This is a genomic window from Bradyrhizobium sp. 27S5, assembly GCF_037217225.1.
GTDB lineage: Bacteria > Pseudomonadota > Alphaproteobacteria > Rhizobiales > Xanthobacteraceae > Bradyrhizobium > Bradyrhizobium septentrionale.
On sequence record NZ_CP147714.1, the window covers coordinates 6,502,529 to 6,519,530 of the forward strand.

A 17,002-nucleotide genomic window follows, 5' to 3' on the forward strand; every position below is an offset into this window, starting at 1 on the left:
GACCGATCAAGCCTACTGCTCGCCGTCGCGCAGGCGGCGGTACACCGCACCCAGCACGTTCGAATAATCGTCGGTCCAGACCCGCTGCTTCTCGTCGGCTTCGGTCTCGGTCCAGACATCCGACGATGCGAGCTTGCCGACATCAGCTTCCTCGCGGGCGGAGACCACGACCGAGGTCGAGAAGATGTACTCGTTGTCGCGGCCGGAATCCTCGCTATAGACCCAGCTCTTCATGTCATTGGCATCGGCGATGCCGACCACGACGCTGGACAGTTCGAGGTGACGGTTGGAGACGTGCATCACGACCGCGCCCTGCGGCGCCAGCTTCTCCTTGTAGATCGCCATCGCCTCCTCGGTGGCGAGATGGATCGGGATCGCGTCCGACGAATAGGCGTCGACGATGATGAGATCGTAGACGCCGTCCGGCTCCTTGGCGAAGGTCAGCCGCGCATCGCCGATCACGGGCTTCAGGTTCGGCTCGCAGTTCTGGATGTAGGTGAAGTATTTCGGGTCGCGCGCGGTGTCGACCATCGATTGGTCGATCTCGAAGAAACGCCAGTCTTCGCCGGGCACTGAGGCGCAGGTCAGCGTCCCCGAGCCGAGCCCGATCACTGCGACCTTCAGCGGCGCGCCCTTGCGCTCGCGGATGGCGGTGATCGCCTGCCCGATGCCGCCGTCCTTGTGGTAGTAGCTGATCGGCTCCGGCCGCCCGGTGACCGGCGTGCCGTCGTTGTTCCTGAACTTCTCGGCGCCGTGGATCGTGGTGCCGTGCATCAGCACGTGATACTGCCCGTTCGGCGTCACCACGATCTTGTGCACGCCGAAGAAGCTGCGCACGGTTTCGACGCGGCCGTCGTCGGATGGATAGGCGCGCAGCACAACCAGCGCGACGACGACGGTGGCAAAGATCTTCCAGCGGTTGGCGTTCAGCGCCAGCGCCAGCAGCGCCGAGAGCACGCCGACGGCGCCGATCATCCAGACACGCCGGTCGTCGAGCCACTTGAAGATGTCGCCGGCCGAATAGCTCGGCGCGATCAGCGCCACCGCCAGCACCGCGAGGAACGGCCAGTACCAGGCGCTCCAGCGCGGCAGCCGCTCGGCGCCGCCGGGCGGGCGGCAGAGCGCGGCGAGCGCCAGCAGGATCGGATATTCGGCGACCCAGGAGAAAGTAAAAGGCGCAATAAGTCCCGCGAACAGGCCGCCGATCATGCCGCCGAACGACAGCGCGACGTAGAAGCCGGTGAGATATTTCGCGGCCGGGCGGGTGCGCGCCAGCTCGCCATGACAGGCCATCGCGATGATGAAGAAGCAGAGCTGATGGCCGCCGAGCGTGAGCAGCAGGTTCTGCTCGCCGCCGACCGCGAGCAGGACCACGACGCCGGCGATCGCCAGCGGCTGCGCCAGCAGCATCCATTTGTGCGGCAGCAGCGGCCGCGACTGGAACACCAGCACCCAGGTCAAGAGATACAGCGACAGCGGCAGCACCCAGAGCAAGGGCGCGGCGGCGACGTCGGTCGAGATATGCGCCGTCACCGCGATCAAGAGGCCGGAGGGCACGGCGGCAAGGAAGATCCAAAACGCCCGCTGCGGCCAGGACGGCGCCGTCGCGTTGATGTCGTCGGCCGGCATGTTGAGTGCGGCGGCATTGGCCGGCGATCGCAACAGCAGCACGCCGCAACCCGCGATCAGGACGATCAAGAGACCATAGCCGCCGGTCCAGATCAGGTTCTGGGTGCGCAACGTGAACATCGGCTCGAGCAGCACCGGATAGGACAACAGCGCCAGGAAACTGCCGATGTTCGAGGAGGCGTAAAGAAAATACGGGTCGGGGCCATTGGGGTGGCCGGTGCGCACGAACCAGGCCTGCAGCAGGGGATTGTTGGCGGCGAGCGCAAAGAACGGCAGGCCGATCGAGACCACGAACAGGCCGAGCAGCCAGATCGCATAGCCCGAAGTTGGCGGCTCGCCCCAGCCGCTCTTGATCGACAGCGGCAACGTCAGCAACGCAATGACGAGCAGCACGAGATGCACCACGATCGGCACGACACGGCTGTTCAGCTTCATCAGGAGATGCGCATAGGCGTAGCCGCCGAGCAGCAGCGACTGGAAGAACACCATCGCCACCGACCACACCGCAGGCGAGCCACCGAGCCGTGGCAGCACCATCTTGGTGAACAGCGGCTGCACCGAGAACAGCAACAGGGCGCTGACGAAGATCGCGGCGGTATAGACGACCAGCACCAGCCGGTTTCGCGAGGCGGACGGCTCAGATGTCATGAAAGCTCCGGCATGGACCCGGCGGGCGCCGGAAGCGGACGGTCCGGCGGCAGCGCACCGGAGGAGGCGAATTGAGCATAAGGCAGTATCACGGACAAGAAACCACGGTCACGCGGACTTGACGACGCGGCGCTGCGGCGCCACAGCACGTGCTCTAATCACTGCTTCTTGAAGCGGACATGAACGAGACAGACGTCGTCATCATCGGTGCGGGGCACAACGGCCTCACCTGCGCGGCCTATCTTGCGACGGCAGGGTTGCGGGTGAAGGTCGTGGAACGCCGCAAGGTGGTCGGCGGCGCCGCCGTCACCGAGGAGTTCTGTCCGGGATTCCGCAATTCGGTTGCCGCCTACACGGTGAGTTTGCTCAACCCGCAAATCATGTCTGACCTGAAACTTGCCGATCATGGCCTCAGGATCGTCGAGCGCCGCGCCCAGAACTTCCTCCCCGCGCCCGACGGCAGCTATTTGCTGACCGGCGAAGGCCGCACCCAGCAATCGGTCGCGAAGCTCAGCCAGCGGGACGCTGCCACGATCGGCGTGTTCTCCGGGGAACTCGAAGCCATCGCCGACGTGCTGCGCCAATTCGTGCTGCGCGCACCGCCGAACCTTGTCGAGGGCTTTGGCGTCAGTGCGGTGAGCGAGGCCTTCAATGCGCTCGGCACCGCCAACATCCTGCGCAGGCTGTCGCTCGAGCAGCAGCGCGATCTGCTCGATTTGTTCACGCGCTCGGCCGGCGAGATGCTCGACGAGCGTTTCGAGAGCGATCTCGTCAAGGCGCTGTTCGGCTTCGACGCCATCGTCGGCAACTATGCCAGCCCCTACGCCGCCGGCTCGGCCTATGTGATGCTGCACCATGCGTTTGGCGAGGTGAACGGCAAGAAGGGGGTCTGGGGCCACGCGATCGGCGGCATGGGCGCGATCACCCAGGCGATGGCGCGCGCCGCGCGCGGCCATGGCGTCGAGATCGAGACTGATGCGCCCGTGCGCGAGGTGATCGTCGAGAAGGATCGCGCCACTGGCATCATCCTCGACAATGGCGAGACCATCCGCGCCAAATACGTCGTCTCGAACGTCAATCCGAAGCTGCTGTACACACGCCTGGTGCCGGCAGGCGCACTGGCATCCGAATTCCGCGCGCGCATCTCGCGGTGGCAGAATGGTTCCGGCACGTTCAGGATGAACGTGGCGCTCCGCGCCCTGCCCTCGTTCACCGCGCTGCCTGGTGCGGGCGATCACCTCACCGCTGGAATCATTATCGCGCCAAGTCTCGACTACATGGATCGCGCCTGGCGCGATGCGCGCGAATTCGGCTGGAGCCGCGCGCCCGTCGTCGAGGTGCTGATCCCCTCGACGCTCGACGACAGCCTGAGCCCGCCGGGCAAGCATGTCGCGAGCCTGTTCTGCCAGCACGTCGCGCCGCAATTGCCGGACGGAAAATCCTGGGACGACCATCGCGAGGAGGTCGCCGATCTGATGATCGCAACCGTCGACAGCTACGCCCCCGGCTTCGCAGGCAGCGTGGTCGGCCGCCAAATCCTGTCGCCGCTCGACCTGGAACGGCAGTTCGGCCTCCTCGGCGGCGACATCTTTCACGGCGCGCTGACGCTGAACCAGTTGTTCTCGGCGCGGCCGATGCTCGGCCATGCCGACTACCGCGGCCCGCTCCGCGGCCTCTATCATTGCGGTTCCGGCGCCCATCCCGGCGGCGGCGTCACCGGCGCCCCCGGCCACAATGCCGCCCGCGCCATCCTGGCCGACCATCGCGCGCTGTTCGCATAGGGCGGACGACGGACCGCGCGCTCCGGGGACAAGCTGTGAACAGGATTGTTGAGAAGCTGTGGGTCTGCTGTGGGTAAACCGCAGCGCTTTGTGCTGGAAAGCCGGTGGAAATCCCGGTGGACTAGCGGTGCAGCAGTCGCTGACAACCTGGCAACAACGCGCCGCATATCCTGTTGGCAAGTCGCGTGTGGCTCTGTGGACGACCGGTAGTGTCTCCATACTGAGACACTACCGCCCGCCATGGCTGCTGGGCTCGTTTCGTCTCCACTGGAAATGAGCGACACCGTGACACTGATCGACAAGGCGGAAGGTGCGCCGAAGAAGCGAGGCCCTTACAGGAAGCGCCTAGAGGTCGCCAACTGAGGCGGTCTCAATTCAATTTCTTTCGAAGTTCGCCGATAATCTCTCGCTGACTGTCGGCGTACTCTTGGGCGGCGCCCTTGGCCTGATCGGTACGCCCCTCATCAGCAAGCGTGTCGAGCTGGCGTCTGATCTCGCTCTCCAATTTTTGCAGATTGTCGGCGGTCGGGCCGTCCGGATACGCGCCGGCGAGAGCGCGGCAGAATTTCAACTGCGCTTCTAGGGCACGTCGATCCCGTTCTCGGTTCATACCACCGAGATTGGCACAAACTGCATATTCATTGAAGCTGATAAGGCCATAAAATGCCCCGATGACGCCCATTGGCCAGCGCCCGAATTTCAAACTGAGGCATTACCGGACGACCGGTTCAAAAGAAAACACCGGGCGTCGTTGCCCGGTGCTTGCTTGAGAACGCCGTCTGCGAAATTACTTCAGGGAACCGCTGATCGAGTTGAAGGTCCCGCTCAGCGCCGTGCCGACGCCATTCACCGCAGCGATGATGGCGATGGCGATGCCGGTCGCAATCAGTCCGTATTCGATGGCGGTCGCGCCGGATTCGTTCTTCAAGAACTTAACGATAAAAGCCTTCATTGCAGCCCTGCCCTTGGTTGTGATGCCTTGAAGCAACGGGAGTTCCGCTGCCGGAACCAGTACTAGTACGGTAACATCTAAGGTTGTCTGAACCGGGAACCTATCAATTCTCGCGATATTCGAATGAATCCCGCTTGAAATTTTAACAAAAACCGCGCTACCGGCCTTCGATGACCCCATCCACACACCGCGCCAGCATCACCCTGTCAGACGAATCGACCGCAAAACGCGTGGTCGACGCGCTTTCCGAGTTGTTTTTCGAGGATCAGGCGGCCTTTGCAGCCTTCGAGCGGCCGGACGGCCGCTGGGACGTCACCGTCCATTTTGCCGACCCGCCGGACCAATCCTTGCTGCGCGAGCTGATCGGACAGGTAGTGCGGCAGGATGTCGCAGAGACTTTAGTCTTTGATATTGTTGAGGCAAAGGACTGGGTCAAGGCCAGCCTGGAGGACCTCGTCCCGGTCGCGGCCGGCCGCTTCATCGTCCACGGCCAGCATGACCGGCACAGGATTCCGCCTAACAAGCTCGGGATCGAGATCGAGGCGGCGCTCGCCTTCGGCACCGGCCATCACGGCACCACGCGCGGCTGCCTGCTGCTGCTCGACCACGTGCTGAAGGCCTATCAGCCCCGGCGCGTGCTCGATCTCGGCACCGGAACCGGCGTGCTGGGGATTGCCGCCGCCAAGGCGCTGCACGGCCGGGTGCTGGCCAGCGATATCGATCCGCCGTCCGTCCAGGTCGCCGCGGAGAACGCCCGGCTCAACGGGGCAGGTCATCTGGTCGACGTGATCCGCGCCACCGGCTTTGCGTCGCCGCGCTTTGCCGGGGACGGGCCGTTCGATCTGGTGCTCGCCAACATCCTGGCCAACCCGCTACGCCAGCTGTCGGGGCCGATGGCGCGGCACCTCGCTTCGTCGGCGCAAGTCATCCTCTCCGGCCTGCTGACCCACCAGGCGCCGGCTGTCATCGCCGCCTACCGCGCCCGCGGGCTGGTGCCGCTGCGCCATCTCAGAATCGAGGGCTGGAGCAGCCTGCTGCTGCGCTCGGTGAGGTGACATGACCGCGACCGGCAGACAGTGCGGCGACTGCACGCTCTGCTGCAAGGTGATGGCGATCGAGGAACTGGCGAAGCCCGCCAACGCCTGGTGCGCGCATTGCAAGCCGGGGCGCAGCTGCCGGATCTACCCGAGCCGGCCGGAGGAATGCCGCTCGTTCAGCTGCGTCTGGCTCGTCAACGACCTCCTGGAGGAGCACTGGAAGCCCTCCCGGTCGAAGCTTGTCCTGACCACATCGGACGACGGCCTCGAGGCCAGATGCGATCCGGGCTTCCCGGACGCCTGGCGCAGGGAGCCGTTCCGCAATGAACTGAGGGAATGGGCGCTGTCCGGCGAGACGCTCGACATGACCGTCGTCGTCATCGTCGGTCAGCGCATCACGCTGCTGACGGCGGAGCGTGAATTCGATCTGGGGATCGTCGGGCCCGATGCGCGGATCGTGCGCGAGCTCGAAGGCACAAAGGTCGTCAACGTGACCGTGGCGAAGGCGTCCGACCTGGAATAGTCAGACCCCTGCAACGGCAGGCATCATCAAGCGTTGGTCCGCGATCCTGTTCGTGATCTCGGCGAAGGAGACCGTCCGCATGAAACGTCCCACTCGCGCCTTCACCATCGCGGCGATCTTCGCTGTCGCGTCTCCGGCGGTCGCCAACGCCCAAGGCGCCGGCATCCGCCTCGTCACCGACCGCAGCCATGCCGGCGAACCCTATCGCGGTTATCCAACCGGGCGTCATGACAGCCGGCCGCGGGTACGCAATGACGGTCGCGAGCGTGGCTGGCCCAGCGGATCATATCCTCTGGAGTACGAAGACCGGGACCGAGGCGTGTACCTCGGCCAGCGTCACGACGATTGAAGGAGAGCTATTTGGACGGCGCAGGATCGCGGCCGGGAGTCTCGACCTTGTCCTGACTGGCTGCGCGCCTGGCACGCGCCTCAACGAAACGGTCTAGCATCTGGACGATTGCGCCACGTTGCTTCTGTTCGATCGGCGCGACCGGTCCGCGGGGGACCGGCGGCGAGATCTTCTCAAACGTGAATGCAGGCATCGTGCATCTCCTCACCGTTGAGTTGAGACACTCCTGGACACCCCCCGTACGCTTGACCAAGGACGCGCAGTGGACATCGTCCGGTCGTTTCTACTATGCCACGATTCAAGCATAAGTTATGCCAAAATAATGGTCAGGCCTGACCGCGTGGCGCAAGGTGGACAACCGGCTTTCCGGCGCGACAAAGGCGCCGCGTTTGCGCGAAGATCATGCGCCATCCGAAGAGAGTGCGACAGCGATGTTCGAAGCCCATTTCCAGACGTTCGAAGAGCCTGAAGGCGGCGTGGCGCTGACCGCGCGCTTGAGCGCGCTGCGCGAGGAGCTGGCGCGGCGCAAGCTGACCGGGTTTGTGGTTCCGCGCGCCGACCAGCAGCAGAATGAGTATGTTGCGGCGTCCGAGGAGCGGCTCGCCTGGCTGACCGGCTTCACCGGATCGGCCGGGCTCGCGATCGTGCTGAGCAAGCAGGCCGCCCTGTTCGTCGACGGCCGCTACACCCTGCAGGCCGCCAAGCAGGTCGACGCCAAGGCCTGGCAGGTCGAGCCGCTGGTCGAGCCGCCGCCGGAGCACTGGCTGACGCGGCACCTCTCAGCCGGCGACCGCCTAGGATTTGACCCGTGGCTGCACACTTCTGCGGCAGCGGAACGGCTGGCGGCGGCCTGCACCAAGGCCGGCGCCGAACTGGTCGCGGTCGACCGCAACCCGGTCGATGCGATCTGGAGCGAGCGGCCGGCCCCGCCGCTCGGTCCGGTCAGCATCCACGGTGCGCAGTTTTCGGGTGAGATCGAGGCCGAGAAGCTCAAGCGGATCCGGCTCGAGATCAACAAGCTCGGGGTCGATGCTCTGGTGCTGTCCGACAGCCACGCGGTGGCCTGGGCCTTCAACATCCGCGGCGCCGACGTCTCGCATACGCCGCTGCCTCTGTCCTACGCGCTGGTGCCGAAGGACGGCCGGCCGCTGGTGTTCATCGATCACCGCAAGCTGTCGAACGCGACGCGCGACCATCTCGAGCAATCCGCCGATGTCGAGGAGCCGGCGGCGCTGGCGCCAAAACTCACCGAGCTCGCCAAGCGCGGCGCCTCGATCGCGCTGGACAGCGCGACCGCCGCGGACGCGCTGAGCCGCCTGATCGCTGGCGCCGGCGGCAAGCCGGTGCGCGGCAACGACCCGGTCAGCCTGCTGAAGGCGGTGAAAAACATCACTGAGATCGAGGGCACCCGGTCAGCGCATCAGCGTGACGCGGTGGCGCTGGCGCGCTTCCTCGCCTGGATCGACCGCGAGGCGCCCACAGGCCACCTCACCGAGATCGACACCGTCGAGGCGCTGGAGACGTTCCGCCGCCAGACCGGCGCGCTGAAGGACGTCTCGTTCCCTACCATCGCCGGCACCGGGCCGAACGGCGCCATCGTGCATTACCGCGTGACGCGCAAGAGCAACCGCCGCATCGCGCCCGGCGACCTGCTGCTGATCGATTCCGGCGCGCAATATCAGGACGGCACCACCGACGTCACCCGCACCATCGCGATCGGCACGCCGAGCGACGAGATGCGCGACCGCTTCACCCGCGTGCTGCGCGGCCATATTGCGATCGCGCGTGCGATCTTCCCCGACGGCACCACCGGTGCGCAGCTCGACAGCTTCGCGCGGCAATATCTCTGGCAGGCCGGGATCGATTTCGAGCACGGCACCGGCCACGGCGTCGGCAGCTATCTCAGCGTCCATGAAGGGCCGGCGCGGATTTCGAAGCTCGGCACCACGCCGCTGAAGCGCGGCATGATCCTGTCCAACGAGCCCGGCTACTACAAGACCGACGCCTACGGCATAAGGATCGAGAACCTCGAGCTCGTGATCGGCACCGACATTGCCGGCGCCGAGAAGCCGGTCAACGCCTTCGAGACGCTGACCCTGGCGCCGATCGATCGCCGCCTGATCGAGGTCAGCCTGCTGAGCCAAGACGAGTTGGCCTGGCTCAACGACTACCACGCCCGCGTCGCGCGCGTGGTGCGTCCGCATCTCGACGACAACGCGACGAAGCTGTGGCTGGATGAGGCGACGGCTGTGCTGAAGTAGCGGCGTCGAGTTTACCGCATCCCTTTCCTCACATTCAATGTCATCCCCCGCGCATGCGGGGGATCCAGTACGCCGCGGCCTATCGGTTCAATTACGTCTGCCTCTGGAATACTGGGTCCCCCGCTTTCGCGGAGGACGACAGCGGAATTCGCGGCTGGCGACAGCCGCGCTTATTGCGCGAGACGAAACATCACGGTGCGTCTCCCGAAATCGCATGGGCGTATGCCGAAACACCCGTATTCCGCGCGAACGGGCACGCTACAGTCTTTCCACAATGCTGGATCGGACCTGAATGCACGGCGTGATGGGCAAGCCGCCCGGCGCGGCCAGAGACAACGTCAAGGACAACATCGCGACATCGAAGGTCATGCTGCTTATGCTCGTCGTGATGACGGGCGTCGCGCCGATCTCGCTCTACATGCTGGTCCCGGCGCTGCCGGTGCTCGCGACCGATTTCGGCCGCGACATCTCTATCGCGCAGATGACGGTGTCGCTCTACATGGTCGGCATTGCGCTCTCGCAGCTGTTCATGGGGCCGCTGTCCGACAGATTCGGCCGCCGCCCGGTGCTGCTCGCAGGCCTCGGCCTGATGGTGGTGGCCGGCATCGGCTCGGTGTTTGCCGAAACGCTGCCGCAGCTGATCGCGGCGCGCTTCTTCCAGGCGCTCGGCGGCGCCAGCGGCATGGTGATCAGCCGTGCCATCATCCGCGATCTCTATCCGCGCGAGCGGGTCGGCGCCATGATCAGCCTCGTGGTCGCCGCGCTGATGATCGCGCAGATGGTGAGCCCGTTGACCGGCGGTCTCTTGGAGACCGCATTCGGCTGGCGCGCGATCCTCTATCTCATCACCGCGGCGTCGCTGACGACAACGATCTTCATCGCGCTAGCACTGCCCGAGACCCGCCGCGACCGCGCCGACAGCGCGAGCTTTCGCGGCGACCTCGGCAAGCTGATAACGAACCGCGCCTTCGTCGGCTACCTGCTGTGCCAGGTGCTGTCGTCGCAGATCATCTTCGCCTTCGCCGGCGGCGGCCCCTACATCGTGGTGACCCAGATGGGCCGCAGCAGCGCCGAATATGGCGCCTGGTTCGCGATGACCGGGTTCGGCTACTTTGTCGGCAATCTGCTCTGCGTGCGCTTCGCGCCGCGGCATTCGCTGGAGAAATTGATCTGGTTCGGCCTCGCGCTGCAGCTCGGCGGCAGCCTCTTGAACCTGATCTGGAGTTTTGCCGGAGTAAACCAGGCGCCGCTCTGGCTGTTCGGCACCCAGATGATCGTGATGGTCGCCAACGCCTTCGTGATGGCCAATTCCGCCGCCGGCGCCATCAGCATCCGCCCAGAAGCCGCCGGCACCGCGTCGGGCGCCATGGGCTTCCTGCAGCAGGGCATCGGTGCGCTGATCTCGCAGTTCGGCGCCTATCTCGGCGGCCACTCCGCCACCACGCTGCCGCTGACCTCGGCAATCTTCGCAATCTCGATCGCCTGCGCCTGCACCATGATCTTCGTGGTGCCGCGGCGGAACGTGGTGGTCAGCGAAGAGCTGATCGCGCAGGCGGAGGAGGATGAGAGCGGGATGATGTAAGGCGCGTGCGCGCGCCACGCCCTCACCTCGTCATCCCCCGCGCATGCGGGGGATCCAGTACGCCGCGGCCCATCCGCTCAACAATGACTGTCTCTGGGATACTGGATCACCCGCCTTCGCGGGTGATGACAGCGGAGAGTTGCGGCGACGTTGCGCCCTACTCCTCGATCAGCGTCAGCCAATCGTCCTCGGTCAGCACCGCAACGCCAAGCTCGCGCGCCTTGGTCAGCTTCGAGCCGGCGTCCTCGCCGGCCACCACGTAATCCGTCTTCTTGGACACCGAGCCGGCGACCTTGGCGCCGAGCCGCTCTGCCATCGCCTTGGCTTCGTCACGGGTGAATTTCGTCAGCGACCCGGTGAACACCACGGTCTTGTCCGAGACAGGCGAGCTCTTGCGCGGCTGCTCGGCGGGCTTCACCTCGATCTGGTGCAACAATTCGCCGAGCGCCTTGACGTTGCGCGGCTCGGCAAAGAACTCGACCACCGCATCTGCGACGATCTCGCCGATGCCATCGATATCGTTGAGGTCCTGGTAGGCCTCGGTGGTATTCTCTTCGTCCTTGCTGCCCTTGGCGGCGGCCAGCATCGCCTCACGGAAGTTTTCGATCGTGTGGTAGTGCCGCGCCAGCAGCTTGGCGTTGCCTTCCCCGACATGGCGAATGCCGAGCGCAAAGATCAGCCGGTGCAGCTCGATGTTGCGGCGAGCATCGATCGCGTCGAACAGATTGCGCACCGAGGTTTCGCCGTAGCCCTCGCGCTCCATCAATTTCCTGGTCGATCGTGCGTCCCGCTCGCGAAGGGTAAAGATGTCGACAGGCGACATCACCAGCCCGTCCTCGTAGAATTCCTGGATCTGCTTCTCGCCCAGACCGTCGATATCGAAGGCGAGTCGCGACACGAAATGCTTCAACCGCTCGACCGCCTGCGCCGGACAGATCAGCGCACCGGTGCAGCGGCGCACCGCCTCACCTTCCTCGCGGATCGCATGGCTGCCGCATACCGGGCATGTGTCTGGAAACTTGTAGGGCTTCTTCCCGCGCGGCTTGTCCAGAACAACGCCGACGATCTGAGGGATCACATCGCCGGCGCGTTGCACGACAACCGTGTCATCGACGCGAAGGTCCACGCCGTCCCGGATGGGATTTCCATCGTTGCCGATGCCCTTGATGTAATCTTCGTTATGCAACGTCGCATTCGAAACGACGACGCCGCCAACCGTGACCGGCTCGAGCCGCGCGACCGGCGTCATCGCGCCGGTGCGCCCCACCTGGATATCGATCCCCTTGAGAATCGTCGTTGCCTGCTCGGCCGCAAATTTGTGAGCGATCGCCCAGCGCGGGCTGCGCGACACGAATCCGAGGCGCTCCTGCCAGTCGAGGCGGTCGACCTTGTAGACCACGCCGTCAATGTCGTAGCCGAGCGAGGCCCGCTCCTCGCCGATCTTGTTGTAGAATTCCAGGACATCATCGACGCTCTTGCAGAGCGTGATCAGCGGATTGACCACAAAGCCTGCCTTGTCCATCCACTCCAGCATGCCGTGCTGGGTGTCGGCGGGCGGCTCGCTCATCTCGCCCCATGTGTAGGCGAAGAATTTCAGCGGCCGCGACGCGGTGATCGACACGTCCTTCTGACGCAGCGACCCCGCGGCCGAATTGCGCGGATTGGCAAAGATCGTGTCGTCAGCCGCGGCCTGCTTCTTGTTCAGCTCAAGAAAATCCTTCTTGAGCATATAGACTTCACCGCGCATTTCGCAGGCTGCCGGAACGTTGCGGCCCTTCAGGGTGTGCGGAATGTCCTTGATGGTACGGACGTTAGCGGTCACGTCCTCGCCGGTGAAGCCGTCGCCGCGCGTCGCGGCGCGGACAAGCTCGCCATTTTCGTAGCGCAGCGAGAGAGACAGGCCGTCAATCTTCGGCTCGGCGACCAGCACCGGAATCTGGTCGGCATCCAGCTTGAGAAAGCGCCTGATACGTTCGACGAACTCGGTGACGTCCTCGTCACTGAATGCGTTGCCGAGCGACAGCATTGGAACGGCATGCTGCACCTTGGCAAAGCCGCGCGCCGGCGCCGCGCCAACCGTCTGCGTCGGCGAATCCTTGGTGACGAGATCGGGGAATTTGGCCTCGATCGCTTCCAGGCGCCGCCGCAAGGCGTCATAGGCCGCATCGGATACGGTCGGCGCGTCCTTCTGGTAGTAGCGCTCGTTGTGAGCCTCGATCTCGAGTGAAAGCCGCATCAGCTCGACCTTGGCCTGCGGCTTGGTGAGCTTGTCGACGTCGACCAGCGCTTTCTTCGCCTTGACAGCCATGGGCGCGACTAGCTCGCCGCCCTGAGCAGGCGTTCGGCGGCGGCGCGGGCCTCGGCGGTGATCTCGGCGCCGGCCAGCATGCGCGCGATCTCCTCGCGGCGGTGGTCGGCGGCGAGCGCGTTGACGCGGGTGGCGACGCGTTTGCCCTTGTCGAGCGCATCCTTGGAGATCAGGAGATGCTGGCTGGCGCGGGCCGCGACCTGCGGCGCATGCGTCACCGCCATCACCTGCACCTTGCCGGCGAGACGTGCCAGCCGCGAGCCGATGGCGTCCGCCACCGCGCCGCCGACGCCGGTGTCGATTTCGTCGAACACCAGGGTCGGCGCCGAGCCGCGATCGGCCAGCACGACCTTCAGCGCCAGCAGGAAGCGCGACAGCTCGCCGCCGGAGGCGACCTTCATCATCGGTCCCGGCTTGGTGCCCGGATTGGTCTGGACCCAGAACTCGACGCGGTCGATGCCCTGCGGGCCCGGCGCGGCGGTGTTGCTCTCGACCTGGGTCATGAACTTCGCGCGCTCGAGCTTGAGCGGGGCGAGCTCGGCATTGACGGCCTTGTTGAGCTTCTCGGCTGCCTTGGTGCGCGCCGCCGACAGTTTTACGGCTGAAGCAGCGTAGCGCTGGTCGGCCTCACGGGCGGCCGCTTCCAGCTTCTTCAGCTGGTCGGCGCCGGCATCGATCAGCGCGACGTCGCCCGCGTATTGCGCAGCCAGCGCGGCCAGCAGATCGACCGGCGTCGAATATTTGCGCGAGGCGGCGCGCAGCGCGAACAGCCGCTCCTCGATGCGTTCGAGCTCGGCCGGATCGAAATCGGTCGCCGCCAGCGCGGCGTGGAGGTGCTGGTCGGCCTCTTCCAGCGCATTGATCGCGATGTCGATCGCCTTCACCGCGGGCTCGATCAGGGCGGGCGCATTGGCGGCGCGCCGCTCCAGCCGCCGCACCGCGGCCGACAGCGCCGACACCGGCGAATGCGAGCCGCCGATCGCCTCCTGCGCCTCGCGCAGATCGGTCGCGACCTTCTCGCCCTGCATCATGGTGGTGCGGCGGTTGGCGAGCTCGGTCTCCTCGCCCTCCTTCGGCGCCAGCGCCTTCAGCTCCTGCGAGGCATGGCGCAGATAATCGGCCTCGCGCGCGGCGCGTTCCATGCCGGCGCGATGCTCGTCGAGATCGGCGTTGGCGGTCCGCCTGATATCCCACAGCGCTTCCAGCGCCGCGACGTCCTTCTCGTGGCCGGCGAAGGCATCGAGCAGCTGGCGATGGGTCGAGGCATCGACCAGAGCACGCTCGTCATGCTGGCCGTGGATCTCGACCAGAGCGGCGCCGACCGCTTTCAGGGTCTGCACGCTGATCGCCTGGTCGTTGATGAAGGCGCGGGTGCGGCCGTCGGCGAGCTGCACGCGGCGCAGGATCATCTCACCGGTGTCGTCGAGGCCGTTCTCGGTCAGGATTTTGGCCGCCGGATGCGCCTTCGGAACATCGAACGTGGCGGTGACCTGGCCCTGCTCGGCGCCGTGGCGCACCAGTCCGGCATCGCCGCGGCCGCCAAGCGCCAGCGCAAAGGCATCGAGCAGGATGGATTTGCCTGCGCCGGTTTCGCCGGTCAGCACCGCGAGCCCACGGGAAAATTCGATATCGAGCCGTTCGATCAGGACGATGTCACGGATCGACAGACGCGCCAGCATGCGAGGACAATTCCTAGCCGAGACCTATCTTCTTGAAGGTCCTGCTGATCCAGGAACCCTGATTCTCGCTCGGCTCGAGACCGCCGGACTTTACTAGATTATACGCGTCCTTGTACCAACGGCTGTCTGGAAAATTGTGGCCAAGCACCGCGGCGGCGGTCTGCGCCTCGCCGGCAATGCCGATCGCCATATAGGCCTCGGTGAGCCGGTACAGCGCCTCTTCGACGTGGCGCGTGGTCTGGTACTGCGTGACCACGGTCTTGAAGCGGTTGATCGCGGCGGTGAAGTCGCGCTTCTCGATGTAATAGCGCCCGACCGCCATTTCCTTGCCGGCGAGCTGGTCGCGTGCCGCCTGGATCTTGGACTTGGCTTGGGTGGCGTATTCCGAGGTCGGATATTTGCGCACCACCTCTTCGAGCGCCGCGATCGCCTTCTCGGTGCGGCCCTGGTCGCGCGAGATGTCCGGGATCTGGTCGAAATGCGATGCAGCGATCAGGTACTGGGCGTAGGACGCGTCCGGGCTGCCGGGATGCAGCGTGACGTAGCGCGTGGCAGAACCGATGCAGCTGTCATAGTCGCCGGCCTGATAGAACGAATAGGCCGACATCAACAGCGACTTGCGCGCCCAATCCGAATAGGGATGCTGACGGTCGACTTCCTCGAACTTCTTCGAGGCGGCTTTCAGGTCCTTCTTCTCGTTCATCATGTACAAGCCCTCATTGTAGAGCTTGTCCGCGGGCTCATCGACGAACGTGTCGTCCTTGGCCATGAACTTGTCCCACAGCGCGCCGGTGCCGCAGCCTGAGAGCGGCAGTGCCAGCACAATCAGGCCCGCCGCAAAACGCAGCGTGCGCGCGGCCTTCGTCAGGCCGGTGACGACAGAAGAGGAGCGTGGTTCGAGCGCCATACGCATTGCCGACATGGATTGTAAAACCTGACGCCTTTGATGCGGTTAACGGCGACCCCACTCCACCCATGAACCGCGGTCATGGATGCAATATTCCCGCAGCTTTGGTGCCGTCACTCGCAACCGCGGGCCTGTTTAGCCGAAAAATGACCTCGGACCAACCGAATACGAAGCCATTCCGCCCGGAATAAGGCGACCTGACGAAGCTCACAGCCTGCTGTGGTTGTTACGGAAATTGGGGCCCAACCGCCTGCGGCGATCAGGACACGTCCGGACCATAGGCCGGGGAAACCAGGCCGCCCACGGTGCTTGCACCGGCCTCGACATGGCCACGGACCGGCCGCCGGGCAGTTTCCGATTCGACCACGCGCCAGGCGCTGCGGTCGGAGAGCAGCGCCTTCAGCACCGCGTTGTTGAGCTTGTGACCGCCCCGGACCGAACGGTAGCTGCCGAGCAGCGGCAGACCGGCCAGCGCGAGATCGCCGATCACGTCGAGCACCTTGTGGCGGGCGCACTCGTTGGCGTAGCGCAGGCCCTCGGTGTTGAGCAGGCGGGCCTCGTCGAACACCACGGTGTTGTCGAAGGAGGCGCCGAGCGCGAAGCCCGCGCCCCACAGCCGCGCCACGTCGTTCATGCAGCCGAAGGTGCGGGCACGGGCGACATCGCGGCGGAAGCCTTCCGGCGAAAGGTCGAACGAAAAGGTCTGGTGGCCGATCACCTTGTTGGTGAATTCGATCTCGACTTCGGCGCGGAACCCGCCGGCGAACGGACGCAGCTCGCCCATCGCGTCGCCGATCTTGACCTGCACCGGCTTCAGCACCTGGATGAAGCGGCGGACGGCGGGCTGGGTCACGATGCCGGCCTGATCGATGGCTGCGACAAACGCCGCAGCGCTGCCGTCCATGATCGGAACTTCCTGCCCGTCGATTTCGATGGTGGCGTTGTCGACGCCCATGCCGCGCAGCGCCGCGAGCACATGCTCGGCGGTCGAAACCAGCGGCCCTTCGCGGTCACCCAGCACCGTCGCGAACTCGGTTGCGATCACAGCGTCAACGTTGGCGGCGACTTCGCGGTCGGCACCGTCGAGACCGGTGCGGACAAAAATGAAACCCGAATCAACGGGCGCCGGTCCCAAGGTAAGACTGACAGGAAGACCGGAATGAACGCCTACGCCAGTCACGGTGGCTTGCGACCGAAGCGTGGTTTGACGGCTAAACTTCATTCGATAATGCCCACTACCCGACTTCACTCAATTCAAGTGGCCAAATTTCCCCAGGCCGACTCGCTTGAGCTCCCCAAGTCACGGCAGACCATAGTGATTTCCTAAACCGCGCCAACTCACGCTT

The 17,002-nt window shown here is 65.1% G+C and carries 14 protein-coding genes; 6 read left to right on the forward strand and 8 right to left on the reverse strand.

The features are described from left to right. Positions 1 to 12 precede the first annotated feature (12 nt). A complete protein-coding gene (locus WDM24_RS30765) occupies positions 13 to 2,277 on the reverse strand; it encodes a fused MFS/spermidine synthase (RefSeq protein WP_338828435.1) in 2,265 nt (754 codons plus the stop codon). 179 nt (positions 2,278 to 2,456) lie between these two features. Between WDM24_RS30765 and WDM24_RS30770 the strand changes: the two genes are divergently transcribed. Then, positions 2,457 to 4,058 (forward strand): NAD(P)/FAD-dependent oxidoreductase, encoded by a 1,602-nt coding sequence (locus WDM24_RS30770; RefSeq protein WP_338828436.1) that lies wholly within the window; start codon positions 2,457 to 2,459, stop codon positions 4,056 to 4,058. Positions 4,059 to 4,428: 370 nt separating this feature from the next. Here WDM24_RS30770 and WDM24_RS30780 read toward each other — a convergent pair whose 3' ends face one another. Both WDM24_RS30780 and WDM24_RS30785 read right to left on the reverse strand, forming a co-directional pair. Next, positions 4,429 to 4,740, reverse strand: a complete 312-nt coding sequence (locus tag WDM24_RS30780; RefSeq protein ID WP_338828437.1) for a hypothetical protein — start codon at positions 4,738 to 4,740, stop codon at positions 4,429 to 4,431. A gap of 105 nt (positions 4,741 to 4,845) precedes the next feature. Beyond that, complete coding sequence (locus WDM24_RS30785; RefSeq protein ID WP_166214980.1) at positions 4,846 to 5,010, reverse strand: Flp family type IVb pilin; 165 nt, start codon at positions 5,008 to 5,010, stop codon at positions 4,846 to 4,848. Positions 5,011 to 5,180: 170 nt separating this feature from the next. Between WDM24_RS30785 and WDM24_RS30790 the strand changes: the two genes are divergently transcribed. The 3 genes from WDM24_RS30790 to WDM24_RS30800 all read left to right on the forward strand — a co-directional run bounded on the left by WDM24_RS30790 (position 5,181) and on the right by WDM24_RS30800 (position 6,919). Continuing rightward, a complete protein-coding gene (locus WDM24_RS30790; protein ID WP_338828438.1) occupies positions 5,181 to 6,065 on the forward strand; it encodes a 50S ribosomal protein L11 methyltransferase in 885 nt (294 codons plus the stop codon). A gap of 1 nt (position 6,066) precedes the next feature. Further along, positions 6,067 to 6,570, forward strand: coding sequence for a hypothetical protein (locus WDM24_RS30795; protein ID WP_338828439.1), 504 nt, complete (start codon positions 6,067 to 6,069; stop codon positions 6,568 to 6,570). 79 nt (positions 6,571 to 6,649) lie between these two features. Next, the gene (locus tag WDM24_RS30800; RefSeq protein ID WP_166304866.1) at positions 6,650 to 6,919 is read left to right on the forward strand and encodes a hypothetical protein; all 270 of its coding nucleotides are present in this window, start codon (positions 6,650 to 6,652) and stop codon (positions 6,917 to 6,919) included. A gap of 7 nt (positions 6,920 to 6,926) precedes the next feature. Here WDM24_RS30800 and WDM24_RS30805 read toward each other — a convergent pair whose 3' ends face one another. Next, the gene (locus WDM24_RS30805; RefSeq protein WP_338828440.1) at positions 6,927 to 7,112 is read right to left on the reverse strand and encodes a hypothetical protein; all 186 of its coding nucleotides are present in this window, start codon (positions 7,110 to 7,112) and stop codon (positions 6,927 to 6,929) included. A 238-nt stretch (positions 7,113 to 7,350) separates the two neighbouring features. On the opposite strand from WDM24_RS30805, the gene WDM24_RS30810 reads away from it, so the two are divergent. Further along, the gene (locus tag WDM24_RS30810; RefSeq protein ID WP_338828441.1) at positions 7,351 to 9,180 is read left to right on the forward strand and encodes an aminopeptidase P family protein; all 1,830 of its coding nucleotides are present in this window, start codon (positions 7,351 to 7,353) and stop codon (positions 9,178 to 9,180) included. Positions 9,181 to 9,472: 292 nt separating this feature from the next. Continuing rightward, complete coding sequence (locus WDM24_RS30815; RefSeq protein WP_338828442.1) at positions 9,473 to 10,762, forward strand: multidrug effflux MFS transporter; 1,290 nt, start codon at positions 9,473 to 9,475, stop codon at positions 10,760 to 10,762. 157 nt (positions 10,763 to 10,919) lie between these two features. Here the strand turns inward: WDM24_RS30815 and ligA are convergent, their stop codons facing one another. The 4 genes from ligA to lpxC form a co-directional block, all read right to left on the reverse strand. Further along, positions 10,920 to 13,070 carry an NAD-dependent DNA ligase LigA gene (ligA, locus tag WDM24_RS30820; RefSeq protein WP_166304854.1) on the reverse strand — a complete coding sequence of 717 codons (2,151 nt, stop codon included), beginning with the start codon at positions 13,068 to 13,070 and terminating at the stop codon, positions 10,920 to 10,922. A gap of 8 nt (positions 13,071 to 13,078) precedes the next feature. After that, positions 13,079 to 14,749 (reverse strand): DNA repair protein RecN, encoded by a 1,671-nt coding sequence (gene recN, locus WDM24_RS30825; RefSeq protein WP_338828443.1) that lies wholly within the window; start codon positions 14,747 to 14,749, stop codon positions 13,079 to 13,081. Between the two features lie 13 nt (positions 14,750 to 14,762). Then, complete coding sequence (locus tag WDM24_RS30830) at positions 14,763 to 15,671, reverse strand: outer membrane protein assembly factor BamD (RefSeq protein ID WP_414645640.1); 909 nt, start codon at positions 15,669 to 15,671, stop codon at positions 14,763 to 14,765. Positions 15,672 to 15,915: 244 nt separating this feature from the next. After that, positions 15,916 to 16,878 carry a UDP-3-O-acyl-N-acetylglucosamine deacetylase gene (gene lpxC, locus WDM24_RS30835; RefSeq protein ID WP_338828444.1) on the reverse strand — a complete coding sequence of 321 codons (963 nt, stop codon included), beginning with the start codon at positions 16,876 to 16,878 and terminating at the stop codon, positions 15,916 to 15,918. Positions 16,879 to 17,002: the final 124 nt, after the last annotated feature.